The organism is Rhodococcus sp. FW305-130 (assembly GCF_058788335.1).
The window spans coordinates 401858-424508 of the sequence record NZ_JBYTAP010000004.1 but is presented as its reverse complement, the minus strand read 5'-3'; the positions used below and the strand labels follow the sequence as shown (position 1 = coordinate 424508).

The following is a 22651-nucleotide window of genomic DNA, read 5'->3' as shown; positions in this document are numbered from 1 at the left end:
ACGTCTTTCTTCGTCCAGCCACTGCAATGTCGCTAGTCGGTCTCTGTTTTCCGCGACCGCGCGAAATTCTCGTCAGAAACTTTGGACGTGGCCACCGACGTCACGGCGAGCCAACTCCCAGAGGACGCTGTCGATGACCTCGATTGGCGAACCGGTGTCAGCTATCACCCGCAGTCCAGCCGAAATCATCCAATCCCGGCAAGGCTCTTCCTTGCGGTCGGCATAAGCCTGCTCGTCTGCAGCTACCGAGTCGGGAAGCGGCGGTGCAGCAAAGAACTTGGTGGACGGACCGAGCGCCCACCAGCGCACGATCTCCGCAGCACCGCGGGTATCGAAGATGTCCATCTGCATGTTCGGTGGTCCAGAATCTGTGGGACCAGATTGATATGAACTCTGCCGAAAGGTGATAGTGCCCGGCGTGAATTCTCTCATCAGGGGCACATGACTGAAGGTCAACTCTTCCCGGTTCGGTTTGGGATCCAACCCAATGGAATTGAACCACCATCGCACTGGTAAATGGATCAACTCCCCCTAGGTGCCAGATCGTGCCACAACCCACTATGGGCCAAGGTTGCTCGCCGCAGCCTTCAACACCCGCTCCCATGCAGAACCGCGCACCTTCCTCGGGGTCGCCATGGCCAAGCCATCGATTCCCTCGAGGATGGAAGCCAACTTCGCTCTCCGGTGCATCAAACGATCGAGCGCTGCCAGTGGCCTTCTCCAGGTAAATCACGATAACGCAGCAAGAAGTCGGAAATATTCCGCCCCACGATAGGCCAGTCCCCACGTCCGTCGAGAGTTGAAGCTAACAGAACATTGAAGTCGTTTTTTCTTGTGTCGAATACAATGAAATCTGGCTCGACCACCATTGTGCCGATTATTATGTCACTCTTCAAGAAGCGCCCATCCTCGTCATCCCAGAATTCCAGCTCGCGTTCCGTAACTTCTCGAGCTTTGGGCGGAGAAAGGAGTGTTATTCCACCCTTTCCTGAGCCCCTATCGTGGTGAAGTCTGCATTCTCTCGCGCTTCTCCATAAATCGAAGAGATCTCTCGGCAGGGTATCTAGATTCCAATACTGAGACACCTCTTCAGCCTCTGCCGGCGGGTCGTAGGTGTTGCAGATGTCGAATGATCGGCCTGGATGCGTCGGGACTAGGAACCGCTGGATGTCGGAATAGGACTCCAGCGCATCAGTTATAGATATCGGCATAAAATTCCCACCATCGAGTGAAGAGTGCATGTATAGAAGTGGGCAGGGGAACTAGATTCCAGAATTCATTCGTACCTCCGTACTTTCGGGGAAGTATGTGATGCACCTCCCAGCGCCTTCGACCGCGCCGGAATCTCCCACATCGACTGGATCGCCGAAGGGTTCGACGCCATAGACAAAGGCCGCAGCCGGCCGCCAGCCTTCGAAAACGGTATGGTCTCCGCTGACCGCCTCACTACCGACCCACGAATCATCCGCACAATTAGCCCCGGCCTACCTGGCAGTCCGGACATCATCCCTCAGTATCAAGCACTATCTGCGAGGGTTCCGGAATCGCGGGATCCGGGCGTGCAGGTTCATTCACGGACGGAACAGAGGGTTGATCATGCTCGGCAGGTGGAACTGTGCCGTCCATGGCGGGTATGCCGCGCGGTGGCACTCCACCCGGAGCGTCGATCAGCTGGTGCGTAGCCGGATCGGGATCGTGGCGCAGTAATTGCGGGCAGGCTGGTCGGTCCGCGCCATCCTACCTGCAGGCAGCCCCGAGTGCGCCCAACGTAGGGCTCACAGCCGTCTGAAACCTTTGGGTAGAGGAATCTCCGGTCGTTCGGTCGGCAGTCCTGCTGCTGCGCGGATGCTTCGGATGTCCTCGACGGTTAACGGCGTGGACAGATTCTTCTGGATGACGATTGTGCCGTCCTGGTAGGGAAATGCCTCCACGCTGGGCGGGAGCTGCGTTTCCTTGATCGGCAACTCAGGACCGAAGTAGGTGCAACTGCCCACGATTGCGTCACCCGGTACGTTGCGCTGAGGCGATGATTCGGTTCGGCGGTAGAGCACGGTGACACGCGAGTCCCAGATGTCGGCTAGTCCCTGTACGAGCTTCGATGCCAGCGAAATCAGTGATTCGTCGGCAAAGGCACATGCGAATGCGCCGGACCCTGAGGTGCCCCCGAAACTAACAACGACTTTGACGTCTCCAGCGGGTGAATACAGGGTCATATGTCGTCCCAATGAGAGGGGATACATACCGCCGGTGGCATCAGGGGATCGTCTGCGCTCGATCAATGCGGCTTCGATCGATTTTTCCGTCGGAGGTACAAGGATCTGACGGATATTCGACGCCAAGGCTTGCTCGACTCCGGCACCGTCGGGGAGGGCATCGCCTACTGTTTGGTACAAGTCGACGTCGAAGACAGGATCGATGTCGCGAAGCAATCGTAGCGAACGTGCAACGAGCGCGGCCGTGACGGCCTCGCTTTCAGGCGCACCCTTTCGTGGAATGACCTTCACTGTCAAGCCCGCCGTAGGATTGCGGCGCAGTGATGATGTAGGCACTCTTCACTCCCCTCCAAATACGATGATGTTGATGTTCTCCAGCCCGATGACCTCGTCGAACGCATCCTCCATTATCTGCGCAGCTTGTTCTTGCAGAAACACCCATTGGAGGTGTGCATCGCTGCCCGCAAGAGCTATGGCTCGGACCTGTCGCTCAGCTTGCTCAAGCATGCCATCGACAATATTGTCGCGCATGAAGTCTGGTACATGCGGTCTGAACAGCATGTCGTAATTACCTTTGACCTCTTGAAGCATATTGAGTTCTTGGATCCAGTTGTCGATACTGATGCGCCCGGTTGGTCTGAAAGGCGCCGGAAGGTAGTAAGTGAACGCTGGGTCAACTCCGGTAACAAACTGCTGAAAAGCTGCGTTGGGTGTCAAATTGCCGTTCTGGTCGAACATCGACGCGATCTCTGATGGATAGGCGTTGTCCCAAATACCGTGACCGCCCTCAGGATCTCCGAGTATCGGAATACGACCTGCAGGAACGTCTGCGGGTTCACCGGTTTCGATTCCGCCAGGATCCGTCTGCGTGTTGGTAATCGGAAGCGATACGCCTGGTTCGCCAGAATCGGGCTGTAGCGGCGGGGTAGCGACAGTCGGCCGGTCTGTCGGACCTGGAATAACACCTGGCTGCTCGATCGTGCTCGGATCGGTGGCGAAGGGGTCGAATTCCGGTGGTCCGGGTTGCTGCGGAGCGCCGGGAGCATCCGGATTCACCGGCACATGACCGACATCGGGCAAAGTCGGCACACTCGGTTCCTCGACGTGACCTGGCGAGGGAGCCTTCGGTTCTGGGTTCGACCCCGGATCAGCAACCTCACCGGGCGAGGGTGATTCCCACTCGCCACGATCGGGATCGCCGGGCGAAGTGGGTTGCGAGGGTTCCGGAATCGTGGGATCCGGGCGTGCAGGTTCATTCACGGAAGGGATCGTGGGCTGGTCATGTTCGGCAGGTGGAACGGTGCCGTCGATGACGGGTATGCCGCGCGGTGGCACTGTGCCCGGCCGGGGAACACTCTGCGCCGGAACAGCCGGTGAAGTAACCGGGGGGCGGGTCGGTGCTGTCCGGTTCGAGACGATCAGGTCTTCGGCCCGGACTGCGCCAGCAATCAGACGCCCCCCACGCAATGGTGGGAGAACGAAGCTCATGATCTCGCCGGTGTAAGGCTGATCGTAAGCGACACCGGGGTCCAGATGCTGCGCGTCGCCTATCCGAACTGGTTCGCCGGTGCTCCAGTCGTACAGGGACAGTTCCGAGTTGGAATGGTCGAAAACCTGGTAGGGACGTCCCTGCTCGTCGTAGGTGACCTGCAGGTCGTGCTCTTCTCCCTGCGCGTCGGTGTACGTCCAACTCCACACGTTCGGCACCTTCGAGGGTGTGCCGGACCAGTTGGTTCCGTTTTCGTCCGTGAAGGAGGTGTCAGTGACGACAGGTTCTGTGGTGTAGTCCTGCCCGCCGATGTTCGAAGTGATCGGCTCCTGCGTTTGATCGGCGAGTATCGCGTCGCCGACAGGGTTTCCGGTTCCTGTTTCGGCGATCGGTGGTTCGGAGACCTCGTGGTTGGGGTCACCGACCATGAGCTGGCCGAGGTCTGAATCCGCCGACTCCGGAGGGTTGGCGGCGAGGACGTTTTGTGCGTCCCGGCGTGCTTGTTCGCCCTCCGGGGTCATCGGGCCGATGAAGTTCGCCTGCGCTTCGAGCGCAGCACGTTCTTCCGGTGTCAGCTCCGGGTCGGCGAGGATCGGGTACAGCAGGTTCTCTATGCCTGCGGTGTCGACGAACTGGACGAGTTGCCCGTCCCGGATCTCGTAGTGCGTCGGGATGGGTGTGCCGTTGGCGTCGTACGCCCACGGGGCATCGATTGTCGAGACCGGGTTTCCGTCGGCGTCGAAGACGGTGACCGTGCCATCGGGGTTGACGCTCATGTGACCGCCGGGCGGCACCGTCACCGGAATCACGGATTCGTGCGACGACGTTTCGTCGTGGATCAGGAAGAAGAACCGGCTTCCGCCGGTGATCGGATCGAACACCCGCAACGAGGACTGCCCGCCAGGTGCGTACGCAGTCAACGGCGACGCGACAGTCCCGACCGCCTGGGAGAGTACTGATTCGGGCGTGCGGGGGCTGAAAGGTCCCGGCCGCCCGCGCACTCCGATACCCGCAGCGGTGAACGCTGCAGCGCCGATCAGGGTGAGTTCGAGATACCGGTCACGGCCCGAGTCCTCCCCGTCGGTGGAAACATCTGCTGCCGGGTCCGGAACCGTTTGGGCCGGTGCGGTATTCGAATCCGAATCCGTGGGGATCGGTCCGGGACCACGATCGGTGGTGGTTCCCTCACCCGGGGTGGGTGTGGGTGAGGGAACCGCTGATGCCGATGCATTGGGGAATGCACCGACACCAGTTTCCGAGGCCGGGGACTCGGAAGCAATGGGCGGAACCTCGATCGTCGGCACAGGGACGATGGGGGTGCCGTTGTAGGTGGGAAAGTTCGTCGGAGCATTGGCCCCGACATTTGGGCCACCGCCTGGAGCCTGCGCACCGGGGAGCCCGACAGTGGTCGTCGGCGCAGTGGTCGACGTCGTGGACGGCGCACTCAGGCACGGGTTGATGATCTCTGGCGGGATGGGCGCACCAGGTGGCAGCGACGCAATGAGATTCAGGTAGATCTGATGATCACGTGCCCGCACCGCCGCGCAGTCTTCTTCCGGCGTCGCGTTCGCCGGAGCGGCGGAGAGTGCGATTCCCGCACCGATCGCTCCGGCCGCTCCGGTCAACAGCGCCCCGGCGGCAAGCACTCCCGCGAGAGTCCGGCGAAGTCGTCTACCGGACTTCACCGGTGCGCACCACGATTGTCACTCTTCTTCGTTCGGAGTAGCGCGATGAGTTTGTCGGCGCCCCACCAGAACAACCGTCCGGAGATCGACATCCACAAGAAGAATGCCAGGTAAACCAGGATCGTCCCGTAGTCGTTCGCCCAGCCGGCGAGCTTCCCGATCACCGCGAATGCCGCGATCAGCAACCCCAGTCCGACTGCGGTGGCGATCACAGCCTTGGAAAGTGGACTGAGTTCGCTGTCCGGATCCCAGTCATCAACGTCTGCAACGTCTTTAATATCGACGGCAGTGGATTCCGACTGGACACTGCGGCGTTCGGCGTTGTTGACGGTCATGGCTGGAACTCCAAATAGGAAGGGAGAGCGGGGACAACGGGTCGCCGGCGTTCGGCCTGGTATCAGTTCCAGTACTGCTCCGTCAGCACTATGTGCCCCTCACTGGCGGGGTGATTCGGGTCGGAGACAAAGACATTGGCATGCCCACCACGCGCGGCTGCTTCACCGAGCACAGCTCCTTCGAGGGCGTCGACCTTGCCATCGGTAACAGTTATCGCGGAACCAGGCGCCAACCAGACCCCCCTCAGCGAACCTGGAACGATGTTCGCAATCGCATCAGGAATCGGGCTCGCCGCCAGCGCCGCCGTTTCGGCGTTCGAAAGTGAAAGTCCGATCCGGCCATGTTCCGGTTGCACGATCGGAGTTGCAGCAGATGCCACGCCGGCGCCGAGAACACCGATCAGGGCGATACCTGCGGTGAGGGTTCCGGCAGTGGCCAAGGTACGAATCTTCATGATTTCTCCTCTGTGAGCGTGATGAGTAACCACCCCGGGACGGGACGGATCAGGAATTGCTCGCCAGCAGCGCTGACGACGGCTGCTCGGGGTTAGAGCCAGGTGGGATCGGAGTACACGAACAACGTGTTATCCGACGTCGCCGTCGACACCGAGAGTTGTGCATACGAGCGGATCGTCACCGGCCCCATGCACGCATCAACCTTCACGTGCACGTTCTCTGCCGTGATCGACGCCTTCGACGACTCGAGATCCTTCTTCCCCAACGGAATCGTCGTGATCGTGCCCGGCGCAATCGTCGACTGAATACTCGGATTCACCGACGCATTCACACCCACGTTCGCCGACGGGACACCCGAAATACTCACACCGACAGAAGGGCCGAGCGAAAAGCCAAGCCCCAAGCCAAGTCCGGAGGAGACATCGATCTGGCAGCCGATCTGCAATCCCTGCTCGACATAACCGGTCTTCACTGCCGAATCGCCCGCACCACCGATCGTGCCGGTCACCTTCGCCGACACGAACCCCTCACGGGTGAACGCCGTCGTCGCCAGATTCGGCACCGGGTTCGCCGACAGTTTCGTGGCGGCAAGATCCAACGACCAGCCGTCATCGGTGATCGTGCTCGCGAATTTGTCCGACAACGCCGTTGGCGTTGCCGATGCGCTCCCTGCGAAGACCACACCAGACGACAGCGCGGCAACCGCACACGCCGCGAGCCCTACCGCGGCCCTCGATCGACGATGGGATACGCCGTTTTGCGATTCGATCGACATGAACTGCTCCTCCACGTGACACAGCAACCAGAGCGGTAGCCGACAACTAACTGAATTAGTTACCGGACGGTACCAATCGTCCTGTTTGCCCGCCAGCGCGCCATCTCCCCCATCTTGGATTTAGGGTGAACTTTCGGTAACAGATATATATCGACAGCCTTATCAGCTGCGAAAAGGACCTAGGTCCCACTATGAGCAAGGTCACGGTTTAAAGGTAAGAAGATCCCTCGGAAACGGTGCGGCAAACCGGACTGAACCCACATTTCGCGGTCCTCAGTGCAGTTGAAGGCCGAAAGTGCGGGTACCAGGCCGGTGCGCGTACTTGAATATGAAACTAACAGGCATTACTTGGCAATCAATCGTGAAGTACGGCGCCCGAGCGGGGCCTGGGAGCGCAACTCTGCACAGCTCACGCGGAGATACTCACTTCGTGGTCGGCGCGAAATCGTAGAACCCACTGGCATCGCATCGTTAGCTTGTCAATCACTGATTCGCGCAGACTACGCACACAAGTAGTACGCAAGTACGAGAAAAGGCTCTGACCAAGACCGGAGTCCTTGATCAGAGCCCTACCAACTCGGGGTCGAAAGTTATGCCGGTTCTCTCATGATGCCGAGATGCCGTGCAGTCCCGGACACCCCAGGAACCTCTTGCACCGGAGACCAGGTGTTCAGCCCGTCCGTGCTGTCGGAGTAGAGATACTTTCCTTCGGTATAGGCGTCGAGATAGATCCGCCAGTCGCCGCTCGGCAACTGAACCACGGCCGGACCTTCGACAAGCGAACCCCAATTTCCGGGCGGGACAAACGAATAAGGTCCCGTCACCGAAGGAGCGACCGCATGCTCGACGACCTTCTTCGTCTCGTTCTTGGTGAACGCATGATAGGTCGATCCGACTTTGACCACGGTGGTGTCGATGTGGTCCGCACCGATCCCGGCGAGCGGAACAGGCGGGCTCCACAACCGGAGCGACGGTTCCAACGCCGTCATCAGATACGGCACAAATCCTCCACCGGTCGACATCGACAGGATGACGTTGACGCGATCGCCGTCCACAAACCATTCAGGCGCCCAGGCCTTGGTGACGAATGGTGACAGCGACGGTCCGTCGCTGAATCCGGCCGAACCCGAGAAGCCCGGGGGGCTCGCAGAACCGGTGCCATCTCCCGTACCAGGCATCAAGGCGCAGCAAAACGGAACCGGATAGTTCCCCAGCGGCGTCCAGTTGATGCGGTCGCTGCTGCGTGCGAACCCGATGTTCGCCCCACCACCCGTCGTGTAGGTGAGGTAGTACAACCCGTCCGTGTTCCGGAAGATGCTCGGATCACGCACGAGCCCAGACGGTGGCCTGTACGCCGACTGCTGGACGAGCTGAAAGCCGGTGCCGTCGACCGACTCGTAGACATCCATGTCACGGTCGCTGGCATTGCTGAACGCCACCATTGTGTATTTCCAGTCAGGCGGCGGCGCGGCGCTGCTGGCAGGGGCTGCGACCAGCAACCCCGCGACGACGAGGATCACCAGCGATACAACAGAAAGGCCGGTCCGTTTTGTCGGAATCACCGATGAAGTATGTATGACAGCAGGCCCACCATGGGTAACTTCGGTCGGAGGCAGAGCAGGATCGTTACCTAAGTCGATTCGTCTTGTAGTGACGGCGGGACGGCGGCAGGTCGGCCGTTAGCATCACGCCATGGAACTTGGGGTGCATTTCGCGCTGTCAGACAGCGTGGCAGCGGAACTTCTGAACGCGCGCGGCGACGACGACAAACTCGGCGCTGTGGTCGAGGACATCGAGGAGACGGGCCGATCCGAGTTCTCGTGCGACACGGACAAGGCGTGGGATCCGATCCTGTGCGCCCTCTCCAGCACGGGGTACGAGCGCGTGTCCGAGAACTGGCCGGCCTACGGCGTGATCCTGGGGGACGAAGACCTCAACACCGACACCGACGACCAACTCGTCACCTACCTGGCACCCGATCGGGTCGCCGAAGTCTCCTCGTACCTGGCGGAAATCACCGAATCCGAGTTCGGCGTGCGCTACGACGCGATGCCACTCGACGACCGCAACCCGGAGTACGGTTCCGACGAGCGCGGGTACGCCTGGGGCTGGCTTCAGGAAGTGGCGGACTTTTTCCAGCGCGCGGCCCGCGAGCGTCGCCACGTGGTATTCACCGTGCGGTTCTGACAGTCGAGAGCCCACTGCCGAAGCAGCGCGCCCTCGAAGAATGAAAGACCGCTTTGACAGTGGCGCTCAACTGCGGAGAACCCACTGCGCGGGTTCTTGCTCTGACAATTCCTGTGCCGCAGCGTTTCTGGGTGACCGCGTACGTGCCCTTCTCGCAGCCAGACTGAGTAGTAACGGAACCGTAACGACAGCCCGCGCGCTTCTCCGGCATTCACGATCTTGACCAGCAGTTTCACTGAAACAGTTTATTCTTCAACGGATTTCCAGTAGTGAGCTGCATCTCAAACCAACCCAATGGATTGCTCATTGTTTGCGACATGTCGTTGACTGTTACCGGAAGAATCAGACAAAGTGGCCCGTGGAGGCGCCAACTCGAGTGGGCCACCGACGAGGGAGAAGCCGAATGACGCACCTACGCAAGATGATTACCGCGGCCGCATTGATACCTGCCGGTATCGCAGCCATCGCACTCAGCGGCGCGGGCGCCGCATCAGCTGTTACTCCGATCGCCGACAACGGGCGCATCGGCGTGCAACTGAACCAAGGTGAGACGGCATTGTTCGGCCAGCTCAATGCCGGCGCTGCGATCGAAAGCATCACTAACTCCAACCAGATCGGCGTGCGCCTCGCACCAGGATCGCGCTTCGAGAGCGGCCCCAACGTCGTCTGGGGACGTCTCGACCAGTTCGCCAACGAAGCAGCCTCCCGTGGTGGAGAAATTTCTCTCGGCGTACTCAACCCGGCGAGGGGTTCACAGCAGTTCTTCTTCATTCAGAACTGGTAATACGCTCCGCCGTCGAATTGATGCTTCACTCTTCCTCCGGCGGGGCGGAGCATTTTTCGTTTCCCGTGGCAATGTTCGTCGCCGAGTGTTGAACAGGCGACGTTATCCCGGACGACTTTTGCGAGGACTGCAAACGGGCACCGATGCGTGCGGGAAATTCCCTGTGCCGCTGCGTAATAACGCATCCACAACCGACCCCTGAGGCGAACGAATGAGCTGGACTCGAAAAGAGATAGCGATCATCGTGACCGCCACCGCGGTGAAACGGGTGCTGCCGTCATGGTGCGAAATGGTGTGACGCTGTTCCCAGCAGGATCCGGTCCCACAGGGTTCAGCGTGTGCATGGTGAATGGTAAGCAAAACAGCAGCGCGGGACCATCGCTGAGGTGGTCAAGACCGTCTTTGATTAATCGTCCCCGGACCGAACAAAAAGGACTACGGAAGCAATTCCAAGAATTCTTGGATAAATTCTCGAACTGCCGTCTCATTTTTGGATGCCTTCGCGGGATCGTCCCACCGCACCGCATTTACTATTTCAATCTGAAACCACGCACCCCTCAATTCCTCGAAATCGGGCGCATTTTCGGATTCACGTGCGTCCACATAACTCTCAAATATATCGACGAGCGTTTGTAAGGATATTTTACCTTCCCTGTAATCACGACTAACTTGCTCGCCTTCAGTGCGATATTTTCCGTTTCCCGTCATATCAACTTCACTTTCCTCTTAGCCGACCAAATGAGGTCGTCACAACTGTACCGACCTCGTTAACGACGACTGATAGGTTATTTGCCGAATCATAGAATACGATCGTTGCGTCGCTGCTAGGGGTGGCCACCCCATTTCGAATTGCCTGTTCGACAAGGGAGGGGAGGTTGCCGCGCCGCTGCATTCGATCAAACGCATGCCCAGTGTATTCGCGACCGTTGACCACTCCCGGAGGATTGGTTCCTGGCTTTACGTCCAATTCGCGGCGGATGCTCGAAAAAATGGGATGAGCTGCAGAGACTAGGGGAAGAGGACTACCGCTCGCGATGGCGTTGACAGCTACTGAATTGGGCTGCGCGAAGAGCAGTTTCGAGCCATCGATCATCCTGGTTGCTGTACAGCTTGCGCAAACCGGGCGCGTGTACGCCGCCATGTGGAAAGTACTGTTTCCCATGGCATCTCACTACAAGCTGTTCGGGTACGCGCGAGGGTGGTATTGAGGACATCACGTCAAAGCGCTCTACGCGCCGGCTCAGGTGTTGACCTGATTTCCGTCAGAATCGGTATCTCGTGCTTGGCGGTCAGTGTCTTTGTAGTGCAGTTTGTCGTACCTGTTTACCGGAGGTGCATCCTTCTGCTCGCGGTAGAGCGCCCGTGTCAGCCAAGCACCGAAAACATCGTTGAATCCGGTGGGATGCCTTCGCGTGAGGAAGGGGGTCCACCACCACGCCACGAACACAGCAGCGAAACCGCACAAAAGGACAGGTCCGAGAATCGACCGCTGAGGAGCGGTGAGCCAACCGAAAACGATGGTCAGGATCGACGAACTCCAGTAGATCGTTCTCGCATGACTGCGGTACATCACGTAGGGCGTGGATGCGATCAACGCCACAGCCCCTGTGGTGATCGCACAAATTGCATAAAAGGTGGTCATGGTGCCGATTCCGCTTGAGGAACGGTGTGTTGTCGGTGCACAGGACTCTTCTGCTGGACGCTGCTGTACAGGTAGTCGGTTTTACCTGGAATCATCAGGATGTGGTTGTGTTCCTCTGGGATGCGGTAGGCGAGGTAGTCGTGATCGGCGATCAGGGCAAATGGATGGCCACCCTCGAAGGCGAAGACGTCTGAACCGTCAGCCTGCGAATCCTAATCTGCTCCCACATCACAATAAGCAACTGCTGGCCAGTGTCACTTGACATGACACTGGTCGCGCAAGTGAGTCAAAGCCTGCCTTGATTAGTCGCCCCTGGACCGAGAAAAGAGACTACGGAAGCAAGTCCAAGAATTCTTGAATAACTTCTCGCACCTCCGACTCATTTTTGCTCGAATTCGAAGGATCATCCTGGTTAATTGCATTCATTATTTCAATTTGACCCCAGGCCCCCCTCAGGGTTTCGGAATCTGATGCACGCTCCGATTCGCGTTCTCTGACGTACCTCTCGAATATTTCAACTAGCGCATGCAAGGATATTTTTCCGTCACAATAATCGCGATTAACCTGCTCAGCTTCCAGGCGGTAAATTGATTGATCCGTCATGTTTTTCACTTTCCCGATAAATTGCCAAATGAGGTGGTCACAACTCTGCCCGTTTCATTGATGATAACTGATAGGTTGTTTATCGAATCATAGATCACGGTCGTGTTTCCTCTGCTCGGGGTCGCCACCCCTTCACGAATGGCCTGTTCAACCAGGGATGGGAGTATGCCGCGCTCTTGCATTCGGTCGAACGCATGCCCCGTATATTCACGACCGTTGACTATTCCAGGACGATTGGTTCCGGGCTTTACATTTATTTCGCGATCTCCGCGCCCACCCACAGGCGTCGAGGCCGGTCTGTCTCCGACGGGAATAGTCGGATCGCTAGGGGCTCTATTCCCGGCCTCACCGGCGGTGGCGGCTGCCCTGCGACCTGCGGCTTCGGCGTCTGCGGCGGTTCCGCCGCGCCGCAGAACAGCCTCCACCGCTTCTTGCACGGCAGCTCCGCCGACTCTGCCTCCTGTGCCTACGATCGGAATGAGGGAGACGATATTTGCTGCTGCGGCAGCGATCTCAGCCGGAGAATGCTCGGGTGAAGGTTGTGCTCGTTGGCCGCGATTGAAGCCGAACGGATCGACGGCGGCATCGTGCACGGGGACTACGAGGAAGTTTCGCCACGCATCTCCGAGCGTTCCGACGCTATCGACTGTTGTGTCGACGGCACTTTCCCCGACACCCCACGCGGTGTCCCATACTTTTTGCGGGAACGATCGGTCGTCGGGCGCGTTCGGATCTGGCGGGATCGGCACATTGCCGGTGAACCCGGCAGGCACGTCCCCGTGCGCTTCGGCAAGCTGGTTCGCAGCTTGTTGACGTGGACTGACAGTGGGTTTGGGGCCCGGACTGGTTGTGGTGCGTGGCGACTGATTTGGTTGCGCGGGTTTCGAAGGTGCAACCGGAGGGACTTCGCCGTGTGCTTGGGCGAGTTGGTTCGTTGCTTGTTCCTGAGAGGTCGGCGCGGGCTTCGGTCCAGGTTTGGTGGTGGTGCGCGGTGACTGATTGGGAGATGCAGGTTTCGTGACCGGAGCGGAGCCTTGGGTGGTGATCCCGGCGTACTTACCAGCGGTGGTGCCGCTGTTCGTGGCTCCGGAAGTGTTGCCCGAGTTCGTGTTTCCACTGTTCTGCGGTTTCTGCGGACTTGTGCGCGAGGTCATCGAATTCGGCTTGGGTGCGGCGGTGTTCGTATTTTTCTGGACTTGTTTCGAAGCGACAGAGGTGGGTGCTTTCGCCTTCTTTTCCGGCGGATCAGCCAAAATCGGGTACGCGGTCGCTTCGTCGGCGTACACCGTCTGAATCAGGCGGCCGTCGCGAACTTCGTAGTCGGTGGGAACAGGATTGCCGTTGGCGTCGTACGCCCACGGAGCTGCGACGACCGAGATCGGGTTTCCGTCCGCGTCGAAGACGGTGACTGAGCCGTCCGGATTAACGCTCATATGCCCGCCGGGCGGGACGTCGACGGGGATTTCCGCTTCGTGTGAGGACGTCGCGTCGTGGATGAGGAAGAACGTACGACGTCCTCCGCCGGGTTCGGTGACTGTGATCTTCGACTGGCCACCCTTGACGTACTGCATCAGCGGTGAGGCGAGGGTACCGACTGTCTGGGAGAGGATCGATTCCGGCGTACGCCCACCCAACGGTATGCGTGGGCCGAACGGTGAACGACGCCCACGTACTCCGATCCCGCCGGCTGTGAATGCGGCGGCACCGACCAACACGAGTTCGAGGTACCGGTCACGGCCGTCGCCTTTGTCGAGCCCCGAGGGGGTGACCGTGGGATTTGATTCCGATTGCCCGGGAGCACTATTCGGCGTTCCAGAGGGAACAGGTCCGGGACCACGATCGGGGACCGCTGTGGGTGCGGTCGATCCAGCGGGTTGGGGTGTGGTCGGGGCAGGTCCGCTGGTGGTCGTCGGAACCGGGACTCCTGCAGGGTTCTCGATACCAGATGGTGTCGGCGTATTCGGCTGTCCAGGCAGCGCGGCGCCGGGGACGGGGACGATGGGGGTGCCGTTGTAAGCGGGGAAGTTCGTCGGCGCGTTCGCGCCGACGTTCGGGCCACCGCCCGGAGCCTGTGCACCCGGTAGTCCGACGGTGGTTGTCGGGGCCGCCGTCGGAGTCGTGGTGGGTGCGCTCAGGCACGGGTTGATGTACTCGGGCGGGACGGGGGCACCGGGTGGCAGTGACGCGATCAGGTTCAGGTAGATCTGATGATCACGTGCCCGCACCGCCGCGCAATCCTCCGCCGGTCCCGCAGTCGCAGGTCCAGCGGTCAGCGCGATTCCCGCACCGATCACCCCCGCCACCCCGGTCAACAGTGCTCCGGCGGCGAGTGCTCCCGCGATGGACCTGCGCAGCTTCAGCACGGACTTCACCGGCGATCGCCCGTGTTCGACTTCTTCCGCGCCTCGGCGATGAGCTTGTCTGCGCCCCACCAGAACACCCGGCCCGCGATCGACATCCACAGAAAGAACGCCAGATATACGAGAATCGTCCCGTAGTCAGCCGCCCAGCCCCCGAGCCGTCCGATCGCCGCGAACGCCGCAATCAACAATGCGAGACCGAAGACGGTGGCGATCACGGCCTTCGAGGTTTCGCTCAGCTCGCTGTCGGGGTCCCAGTCGTCGGTATCCGCACTGCGGGCGCCGCGAGCAGTGGCCGGCGGCTCAGTCATCGGGCGGGACCGAGCGTGTTCAGCGTTGCGGATGGTCATGACAGAAACTCCAAACGGCGGATAGGTGAAGTGAAACAACGAGTTCGGCGGCAGCAGTCAGGGTCTGGGTTTACCGGCCCTAGTTCAGTTCCAGTGCTGGTAGGTCTGCACGATGTAGCCCCCGGTGACGGGATTGTTCGGGTCGGACACGTAGATGTTGACGTAGCCACCCGGATGCGCAGCAGCTTCGGCGATCACGACCCGATCGGGGGCGCTGGCCCTGCCGTCGACGTTCGTGATGACCGAACCCGGTGCCCGACCAACCCACCGCTGCGAGCCGAGAACAATGTTCGCGATTGCATCGGGGATCGGGCCCGCCGCCAGTGCTGCGGTTTCCGCATTCGAGAGCGAAAGCCCAATCCGACCATGATCCGGCTGCACGATCGGGGTGGCAGCCGATGCCACGCCCCCGCCGAGAACACCGATTACGGCGATGCCTGCGGTGAGCACTCCGGCTGTGGCCAAGGTACGAATCTTCATGAACTTCTCCTGTGATGGTGATTGATGGGCAGACCCATGCCTAGGGCCTCGCCTGATGAGTGCGCGCGGACACGGCGACTTGCACGGATCGGATTTCGACGGCAGCCCTGACGGTGCCCCGTCAGGCGTCTAGAGCCAGGTCGGATCGGAGTACACGAACAACGTGTTGTCCGACGTCGCCGTCGACACCGAGAGTTGTGCATACGAGCGGATCGTCACCGGCCCCATGCACGCATCAACCTTCACGTGCACGTTCTCTGCCGTGATCGACGCCTTCGACGACTCGAGATCCTTCTTCCCCAACGGAATCGTCGTGATCGTGCCCGGCGCAATCGTCGACTGAATACTCGGATTCACCGACGCATTCACACCCACGTTCGCCGACGGGACACCCGAAATACTCACACCGACAGACGGGCCGAGCGAAAAACCAAGCCCCATGCCAAGTCCGGAGGAAACATCGATCTGGCAGCCGATCTGCAATCCCTGCTCGACATAACCGGTCTTCACCGCCGAATCGCCCGCACCACCGATCGTGCCGGTCACCTTCGCCGACACGAACCCCTCACGGGTGAACGCCGTCGTCGCCAGATTCGGCACCGGGTTCGACGACAGTTTCGTGGCGGCGAGATCCAACGACCAGCCGTCATCGGTGACCGTGCTCGCGAATTTGTCCGCCAACGCCGTCGGCGTTGCCGATGCGCTCCCTGCGAAGACCACACCAGACGACAGCGCGGCAACCGCACACGCCGCGAGCCCTACCGCGGCCCTCGATCGACGGCGAGATGTTCGTGCTTTCAATTCGGTTGCCATGAGTAACTCCTACGTCGCGGACCAGCAACCAATTCGGTAGCTGAACACTAACTAAATGCAAGTTACCGGACAGTACCAAGCGTTCCGTTTTATCAACAGGCTCCCGCGACCAACTATCGGAGACTTGCGGTGAACTTCCGGTAACAGATACATATCGACAGGGCTCAGAGCAGGGAATGGGACTTAGGTCCCAATGTGGCGAACGACACCAAACTTGGACCATCCGCCCAGTGGTGACAGTCGAGCAAACGTGCAAACAAGGCACGATCCGGAGCATTTCAGCAGATTGCATGCAACGCGGTCTCTGGCGATATGGCCACGCAAACTTATTGAACGGTCAACAGTTAATTGGTGGCGCGCAGCTCATTCGGACACCAAGCGCAAGGAGGCCGCGTAAACCACGAGCCCATCTAGCCAAGGAGGGAATCGAATTGACCACCAGCCGCACGATGCGATCACCTGGAACTCTCGTCGCCGAGCGCCGCAATGGCTGATCGTTCACCACAGCACAACGAGAACCGGCAGATTGCCGCAACATCGGACGTAGCACCGAAGTGGCGAAGCCATTGCTTCACCCGGCGACCCCAGGGCGGCAAAGATTGCTACACATCCGACTCCTCGACGCTCCTGCGCTTCGTAGGGCACGAAAAAACCCAGCCCACGCTTTCGCGCGGGCTGGGTTTGAACAACGAACATTTGGCGGAAGCGGAGGGATTTGAACCCCCGGTGGGTTTAACGCCACGCTCGCTTTCAAGGCGAGTGCATTCGGCCGCTCTGCCACGCTTCCGTGGGCGATCCTATCGGGTGTTCCCACGGACCGCGAAAACGGCTCCGGCCTCAGCGCTCGCCAATGGCTTTGTCGACCTTCTCGAAGACGTCTGCCAGCACGTCCAGTTCCTGGGGAGTCAGCAGATCGACCAGATTGTTCCGCACTCCGGCCACGTGAGTAGGCGCTGCCTCGGCGAGACGACGCCTACCCTCTTCCGTGATCCGCGCGAGCACCCCGCGACCGTCTTCGACGCAGGTGTCTCGCACGACGATGCCCTGGGATTCCATCCGCCTGATCTGGTGTGTGAGGCGGCTGCGCGAAGACAGCACGCCGTCTGCCAGGTCACTCATCCGCAACGACCCGTCAGCTGACTCCGAGAGCATGACCAGAATGCGGTAATCGGCCAACGACAGGTCGTGTGAATCCTGCAGTTCGCGGTTGAGAACCTCCATGAGGCGCTGATTACCGTCCATGTAGCCGCGCCATGCACGCATCTCGCATGGCGTCAGCCACGGTGTCTCACCGTGCGCCGCCTGCGAGGTCTCCTCGGTTGTCGCTTCAGCTGTCACAGGTTCCAAGTTTAGACCTGTGTCCGCCCGTCACAGTAAGACTCACCCTAAAGTCACGAATTGGACATCAGGATCGAACGGTCGATTTCGGCGACCGATGCCAGCCCCGCCAGCCCCATGGTGAGATCCAGGTCGGCCAGGAGACTGCGCAATGCATGACGCACTCCGTCCGCTCCGGCCAATCCCAACCCGTACACCCACGGCCGCCCGTACAGCACTGCGTCGGCACCCAAGGCCAGAGCCTTGATTACGTCTGCGCCACAACGAATTCCGGAGTCCATCAGAATGTCCACCTCATGCCCCACCGCATCAGCGACAGGACCGAGAGCATCGAGTGCCGAAATCGACCCGTCGACCTGACGCCCACCATGGTTGCTCACGACAATGCCGTTGGCGCCGGCCGCGACGGCCTCACGTGCGTCGTCGGGATGGACAATTCCCTTCACCGCGATCGGAAGTGTCGTCCACTGGCGAAGTTTCGCGATATCCGCGATCCGCACCGCGTGATTGCCGAACAACGACACCCACGTGAGAACCGCGATCTGCAGGGCTTCTGCGCTCTCCTCGGGCGGCGCCGCCAGTTTGGCGCGGAACACCGGATCCGACAGGTAGTTGGCAATACCCTTCGCCTGCAGGAACGGAAGGTGACCGAGTTCGAGATCCCTTGGACGCCAACCCATACCGGGAGTATCGGCAGTCAGGACGATAGCCTTCGCGCCCGCCGTCTCCGCCCGACGGACAAACGACTCGGCAAGCTCGTCGTCGGCCGGCCAGTACAGCTGGTACCACCAGTTCTCGCCGGAGGCCGCCGCTACGTCTTCGATGGTCGAGGATGCCGCCGTCGAGAGAATCGATCCGATCCCCAACTCGGCAGTGACCGAACCGACCGCAACCTCGGCGTCGTCGTGGACCAAGCCGAGCACGCCCACCGGAGCCGTCAGGATCGGTGCAGCCAACCGCGTCCCCAACACCTCGACGCTCAGATCACGCGCGTCGGGCGCCGCAGTCCCCCGCAACATCCGCGGCACGATCGCATGCTTGTCGAACGCCCGCAGATTCGACACCGCGGTTCGTTCGGTCGACGCGCTACCGGCGATGTACCCGAAGGCCTCCGGTGAGAGTTGCTCGCGCGCGGCATCTTCCAAGCCTGCCGCAGTCATCGGCAAAGCCGGCTTCGCGCCGCTCAGTCCAGTCAGATAGATCTCGTTCTGCATGTTCCCGAAGTAAGTCACGTCCGCGACGGTAGCGGCAAAACACCCGTCAGCGGGGAGATTCGCTAGCGTCGTATCCATGTACGCCATAACGATCGATCAGCCCGGCGGTCCCGAGGTCATGAAATGGGCGCAGCAGCCCGATCCTGAACTACCTCGCGGGCACGTACTCGTCGAGGTCGCCGCGACCGCAGTCAACCGCGCCGACCTGCTCCAACGTCAAGGCTTCTACCCGCCGCCGCCCGGCGCGAGTGACATTCTCGGCCTCGAATGCTCGGGTGTGATCACCGAACTCGGCGAAGACGTCACCGGTTGGTCCGTCGGCGACGAAGTCTGCGCACTGCTGGCCGGCGGTGGCTATGCCGAGAAGGTTGCGGTCCCGGCAACACAACTTCTCCCCGTTCCCGCTGGCGTCGATCTCCGTGTCGCAGCGTCACTGCCGGAAGTTGCGTGCACAGTGTGGTCCAACGTCGTGATGCGCGGCGGACTACGACGCGGACAGGTACTACTCGTCCATGGCGGTGGCGGCGGAATCGGCACCCACGCCATCCAGGTCGGCAAAGCCCTCGGTGCCCGCGTCGCAGTTACCGCGGGTTCGGAGGACAAATTGAACCGCTGCCGCGAATTGGGCGCGGATATTCTCATCAACTATCGCGACAGCGACTTCGTAGCATCACTCGCCGAAGCCACCGACAACCACGGCGCCGATGTGGTTCTGGACAACATGGGAGCGTCGTACCTCGGGCGCAACGTCGACGCACTCGCGATGGATGGCCACGTCGTGATCATCGGAATGCAGGGTGGCCGCAAGGGCGAGGTCGACATCGCCAAGCTGATGGGAAAGCGCGGAAACATCACGTCGACGGGCCTGCGCGGGCGTCCGCTCACCGGCCCCGGCGGTAAAGCGGACATCGTCGCCGACGTCCGTGCGAAGTTGTGGCCGTTGATCGCCGACGGATCGGTTCAACCGATCGTGTCGACCGAACTTTCGATCACCGAGGCGCCATTAGCCCATCAGTTGCTGGATTCGCCGGAAACCGTAGGCAAGGTCATCCTCACCGTGAAGTGAGCCGAGCGGGATCGATCAGCCCAGGGCGCCGAGTTCGGCGACCAGCTGATTGATCTCGTACCGAGTCGTGTACGGCGCAAGGCCGACAGTGACCGCGCCGCCTTCGTCGTTGACACCGAGGGCGTCGAGCAGCCTGGAACCACCATGCGTACCGCTGACCGTTGCGATGCGCTTGTCGGCCAGGTGCGCGGCGACCTTGTCTGCCGCCATCCCCTCGAGCGTGAAGCTGAGCGTCGGCACCCGCGTGGGTGCGCCGCCGATCACCATCACGTTGGGCAGGGCTGCGAGAGAACGCATGAGGTGATCGAACAGACCGTCCTGATAGTCCTGCAGCGAGCTGATCGAGGTTTCGAGGCGCTCACGCCTGGTTCCCGTTGCCGATTCGTCCAAGCCCGCCAGGAAATCGATCGACGACGTGAGACCGGACAGCAGCGCGAACTGATGACCGCCCACCTCGAGTCGCTCGGCGCCACGCGCGTACGGGTTGAGCGACACGGCCGGAATCCGGTCGAGCAGTCCGGGATCGCGGAAGACGAGTGCGCCCACCTGTGGACCGCCCCACGACGGCGCGCTGACGGCAACGATGTCCGCCCCGAGATCAGCCATGTCCACATGCGCATATGGCGCTGCACCGACGGCGTCGACCACCATCAGTCCGCCGAATTCGTGCAGACGATCAGCTGCGGCACGGACGTTCGGAGCCGAACCGACGACCGGTGATGCGGCCGTCAAGGCCACCAAGCGAGTCGTCGAGGTGATGAGATCGTTGAACTGCCAACTCGGGAGCTCACACGTTTCGATTTCGACCTCGGCCCATCGCACCTGAGCGCCGTAGCGACTGGCCACACGAAGCCAGGGCGCGACGTTCGCCTCTTCGTCGAGGCGCGAGAGCACGAGACCGGTTCCGAGTCCCAACCGCGAACTCAGCGACTCGGCGAGCCAAGCCAACAGTACCGCTCGGTCTGATCCGAGAACGACTCCCGCAGGATCTCCGCCGACCAGATCGGCGACCGCGGTGCGCGCACTCTCGAGAATGGCAGCACTACGACGGTTCGAGACGTGGCGACCGGAGGAAGAAGACGCAGAGGCACGGAACGCGGTGGAGACCGTCCGCGAGACGGCGTCCGGGATCTGCATTCCGGCCTGCGGATCGAGGTGGATCCAGCCGTCACCGAGTGAGGGAATCAACCCCCGTACGCGGGCAACGTCGTAAGCCATGCTCGACACTCTAGGTGCAGACGCCCGCTTAGTCGAAGGCAGTCACCCAATTACCCGTCAGTACAGTTATTCGATAGCTAACTTTTTGGGGGTTACGCGGCGTTTGTCGCCCACACACGACAAGATGGAAGCATGACGAACCCCGACAAAGAGCAGGTACTCGTTATCGGACCCGACGGTCGACCCGTCGCGATGCCGGCGGCCGAGGCAGAGGCCTCCACCTCCGGCACCACCGAAGGCGCGGAATCCGAAGCCGAGTCCGTCGCCGAGATGGTCGAGCAGCCGGCGAAGGTCATGCGAATCGGCACGATGATCAAACAACTCTTGGAGGAAGTGCGCGCCGCGCCGCTCGACGACGCCAGCCGCAAGCGCCTCAAGGACATCCACACCTCGTCCATCCGAGAACTGGAACAGGGCCTGGCACCCGAACTCCGTGAAGAACTCGAGCGACTGAGCCTCCCGTTCACCGACGACTCCATTCCCTCCGACGCCGAACTGCGAATCGCGCAGGCCCAACTCGTCGGCTGGCTCGAAGGACTGTTCCACGGAATTCAGACCGCACTGTTCGCCCAGCAGATGGCAGCGCGCGCTCAGCTCGAACAAATGCGTCAGGGCGCACTGCCTCCCGGCATGAGCATCGGGGCTCCGCATTCGCCTGCACATCCGGACCAACAGAGCCCAGGAACCGGCCAGTATCTGTAACCCGGACCACCACTAGGTCCGAGGGAAATCCGGCGCCGACGCCAGGCCGGTAGGCTCGACCTCCGTGTCAGCATCCGCAATCGAATCCGAGACGCCGGACGCACCTGCGCCCGTGTCCGACTCCCAGACGTTCCGTCGTGCGTTCAAAGACCTTCGCGACGGTCTGAATCAGCGTGAGTTGTGGCTCAGCCTCGGCTGGCAGGACATCAAACAGCGCTACCGCCGGTCGGTGATCGGTCCGTTCTGGATCACGATCGCCACCGGCGTCCAGGCCACCGCCATCGGCATTCTGTACGCGGCCCTGTTGGACATGCCGCTCCAGGAGTTCCTGCCGTATGTGACGGTGGGCCTGATCGTCTGGAACCTCATCAATGCCTCGATCATCGAAGGCTCCGAAGTCTTTGTCGCCAACGAAGGCCTGATCAAACAGCTGCCATCAGCCTTGAGCGTGCACATCTATCGACTGGTGTGGCGGCAGATGTTGTTCTTCGCACACAACCTGCTGATCTACGTGATCATGGTGATCGCGTTCGGGGTCTGGCGGAACCTGAGTTGGGCGTCGTTGGCTGCGATCCCGGCGTTGGGACTGATCGTGCTCAACGCACTGTGGGTCTCGATCGTGTTCGGAATCTTCGCCACTCGATACCGTGACATCGCACCGATTCTGTCTTCGCTGACGCTGCTGCTTTTCGTGCTGACACCGATCATGTGGACAACACAAAGCCTCGAGGCTCAGGGCGGCGCGGTCCGAGATCGTGCAAAGATCGCCGAACTCAATCCGCTGTTCCACTACCTGGACATCGTCCGCGCGCCGATGATCGGGCAGCCGCAAGAGCTTTACCACTGGTACATCGTCATCACGATCACGGTGGTCGGCTGGGCCGTCGCATTGCTGGCGCTTCGCAAATACCGGGCCCGCGTGCCCTACTGGGTTTAGGGAC

General features: G+C 60.8%; 23 protein-coding genes and 1 tRNA gene. 6 read left to right on the top strand and 18 right to left on the bottom strand.

Annotated elements, in window-relative coordinates; translation table 11 throughout:
• Positions 1 to 72: 72 nt before the first annotated feature.
• The 9 genes from AC3WQS_RS15050 to AC3WQS_RS15010 form a co-directional block, all read right to left on the bottom strand.
• Positions 73 to 351, bottom strand: a complete 279-nt coding sequence (locus tag AC3WQS_RS15050) for a hypothetical protein (protein WP_029254246.1) — start codon at positions 349 to 351, stop codon at positions 73 to 75.
• 338 nt (positions 352 to 689) lie between these two features.
• On the bottom strand, positions 690 to 1241 hold the full coding sequence (locus AC3WQS_RS15045; protein ID WP_133053432.1) for a hypothetical protein: 552 nt from the start codon (positions 1239 to 1241) through the stop codon (positions 690 to 692).
• Positions 1192 to 1410: an HNH endonuclease signature motif containing protein gene (locus AC3WQS_RS15040; RefSeq protein WP_080910531.1), complete on the bottom strand. Its 219-nt coding sequence runs from the start codon at positions 1408 to 1410 to the stop codon at positions 1192 to 1194. Before AC3WQS_RS15040 ends, AC3WQS_RS15045 begins: the two co-directional genes overlap by 50 nt.
• Positions 1411 to 1775: 365 nt before the next feature.
• On the bottom strand, positions 1776 to 2549 hold the full coding sequence (locus AC3WQS_RS15035; protein ID WP_020905821.1) for a hypothetical protein: 774 nt from the start codon (positions 2547 to 2549) through the stop codon (positions 1776 to 1778).
• A 3-nt stretch (positions 2550 to 2552) separates the two neighbouring features.
• The gene (locus AC3WQS_RS15030) at positions 2553 to 5387 is read right to left on the bottom strand and encodes a Tox-REase-5 domain-containing protein (protein ID WP_492713207.1); all 2835 of its coding nucleotides are present in this window, start codon (positions 5385 to 5387) and stop codon (positions 2553 to 2555) included.
• Positions 5384 to 5722, bottom strand: coding sequence for a hypothetical protein (locus AC3WQS_RS15025; RefSeq protein ID WP_492713206.1), 339 nt, complete (start codon positions 5720 to 5722; stop codon positions 5384 to 5386). Before AC3WQS_RS15025 ends, AC3WQS_RS15030 begins: the two co-directional genes overlap by 4 nt.
• A gap of 62 nt (positions 5723 to 5784) precedes the next feature.
• A complete protein-coding gene (locus tag AC3WQS_RS15020) occupies positions 5785 to 6177 on the bottom strand; it encodes a hypothetical protein (protein WP_029254241.1) in 393 nt (130 codons plus the stop codon).
• A gap of 92 nt (positions 6178 to 6269) precedes the next feature.
• Positions 6270 to 6953, bottom strand: a complete 684-nt coding sequence (locus tag AC3WQS_RS15015; protein WP_059016389.1) for an MspA family porin — start codon at positions 6951 to 6953, stop codon at positions 6270 to 6272.
• Positions 6954 to 7543: 590 nt separating this feature from the next.
• Entirely contained in the window at positions 7544 to 8395 is an 852-nt protein-coding gene (locus AC3WQS_RS15010) for a glycoside hydrolase family 43 protein (RefSeq protein WP_225320427.1), read from the bottom strand.
• Between the two features lie 250 nt (positions 8396 to 8645).
• On the opposite strand from AC3WQS_RS15010, the gene AC3WQS_RS15005 reads away from it, so the two are divergent.
• Together AC3WQS_RS15005 and AC3WQS_RS15000 are read left to right on the top strand one after the other, a co-directional pair.
• Positions 8646 to 9140, top strand: a complete 495-nt coding sequence (locus AC3WQS_RS15005) for a YfbM family protein (protein ID WP_492713205.1) — start codon at positions 8646 to 8648, stop codon at positions 9138 to 9140.
• A 403-nt stretch (positions 9141 to 9543) separates the two neighbouring features.
• Positions 9544 to 9924: a hypothetical protein gene (locus AC3WQS_RS15000; RefSeq protein ID WP_019746448.1), complete on the top strand. Its 381-nt coding sequence runs from the start codon at positions 9544 to 9546 to the stop codon at positions 9922 to 9924.
• A gap of 1240 nt (positions 9925 to 11164) precedes the next feature.
• Here AC3WQS_RS15000 and AC3WQS_RS14995 read toward each other — a convergent pair.
• On the bottom strand, positions 11165 to 11566 hold the full coding sequence (locus AC3WQS_RS14995) for a hypothetical protein (RefSeq protein ID WP_020905813.1): 402 nt from the start codon (positions 11564 to 11566) through the stop codon (positions 11165 to 11167).
• A gap of 35 nt (positions 11567 to 11601) precedes the next feature.
• Here AC3WQS_RS14995 and AC3WQS_RS14990 point away from each other — a divergent pair, with 35 nt between their 5' ends.
• On the top strand, positions 11602 to 11760 hold the full coding sequence (locus AC3WQS_RS14990; RefSeq protein WP_155250639.1) for a hypothetical protein: 159 nt from the start codon (positions 11602 to 11604) through the stop codon (positions 11758 to 11760).
• 414 nt (positions 11761 to 12174) lie between these two features.
• Here AC3WQS_RS14990 and AC3WQS_RS14985 read toward each other — a convergent pair whose 3' ends face one another.
• From AC3WQS_RS14985 to AC3WQS_RS14955, 7 genes are all read right to left on the bottom strand, one after another.
• Positions 12175 to 14541: a hypothetical protein gene (locus AC3WQS_RS14985; protein ID WP_258955662.1), complete on the bottom strand. Its 2367-nt coding sequence runs from the start codon at positions 14539 to 14541 to the stop codon at positions 12175 to 12177.
• Complete coding sequence (locus tag AC3WQS_RS14980; protein WP_050768562.1) at positions 14538 to 14879, bottom strand: hypothetical protein; 342 nt, start codon at positions 14877 to 14879, stop codon at positions 14538 to 14540. The genes AC3WQS_RS14985 and AC3WQS_RS14980 overlap by 4 nt, the downstream gene beginning before the upstream one ends.
• Before the next feature lie 84 nt (positions 14880 to 14963).
• The gene (locus AC3WQS_RS14975) at positions 14964 to 15359 is read right to left on the bottom strand and encodes a hypothetical protein (RefSeq protein ID WP_020905809.1); all 396 of its coding nucleotides are present in this window, start codon (positions 15357 to 15359) and stop codon (positions 14964 to 14966) included.
• 129 nt (positions 15360 to 15488) lie between these two features.
• Positions 15489 to 16172: an MspA family porin gene (locus tag AC3WQS_RS14970; protein WP_047888765.1), complete on the bottom strand. Its 684-nt coding sequence runs from the start codon at positions 16170 to 16172 to the stop codon at positions 15489 to 15491.
• A gap of 697 nt (positions 16173 to 16869) precedes the next feature.
• A tRNA-Ser gene (locus tag AC3WQS_RS14965) sits at positions 16870 to 16959 on the bottom strand.
• Positions 16960 to 17009: 50 nt separating this feature from the next.
• Positions 17010 to 17435, bottom strand: coding sequence for a MarR family winged helix-turn-helix transcriptional regulator (locus tag AC3WQS_RS14960; RefSeq protein WP_020968140.1), 426 nt, complete (start codon positions 17433 to 17435; stop codon positions 17010 to 17012).
• 128 nt (positions 17436 to 17563) lie between these two features.
• On the bottom strand, positions 17564 to 18802 hold the full coding sequence (locus AC3WQS_RS14955) for a lactate 2-monooxygenase (protein WP_492713116.1): 1239 nt from the start codon (positions 18800 to 18802) through the stop codon (positions 17564 to 17566).
• Here AC3WQS_RS14955 and AC3WQS_RS14950 point away from each other — a divergent pair.
• The gene (locus AC3WQS_RS14950) at positions 18801 to 19790 is read left to right on the top strand and encodes an NAD(P)H-quinone oxidoreductase (protein ID WP_134998578.1); all 990 of its coding nucleotides are present in this window, start codon (positions 18801 to 18803) and stop codon (positions 19788 to 19790) included. The genes AC3WQS_RS14955 and AC3WQS_RS14950 overlap by 2 nt on opposite strands.
• Positions 19791 to 19805: 15 nt before the next feature.
• Here AC3WQS_RS14950 and AC3WQS_RS14945 read toward each other — a convergent pair whose 3' ends face one another.
• The gene (locus AC3WQS_RS14945) at positions 19806 to 21008 is read right to left on the bottom strand and encodes a cysteine desulfurase-like protein (RefSeq protein WP_007731767.1); all 1203 of its coding nucleotides are present in this window, start codon (positions 21006 to 21008) and stop codon (positions 19806 to 19808) included.
• A gap of 132 nt (positions 21009 to 21140) precedes the next feature.
• Here AC3WQS_RS14945 and AC3WQS_RS14940 point away from each other — a divergent pair, with 132 nt between their 5' ends.
• Both AC3WQS_RS14940 and wzm read left to right on the top strand, forming a co-directional pair.
• A complete protein-coding gene (locus AC3WQS_RS14940) occupies positions 21141 to 21710 on the top strand; it encodes a bacterial proteasome activator family protein (protein WP_003943894.1) in 570 nt (189 codons plus the stop codon).
• Between the two features lie 64 nt (positions 21711 to 21774).
• Positions 21775 to 22647 (top strand): galactan export ABC transporter permease subunit Wzm/RfbD, encoded by an 873-nt coding sequence (gene wzm, locus AC3WQS_RS14935; protein WP_020905804.1) that lies wholly within the window; start codon positions 21775 to 21777, stop codon positions 22645 to 22647.
• The last annotated feature ends 4 nt before the right edge of the window (positions 22648 to 22651 follow it).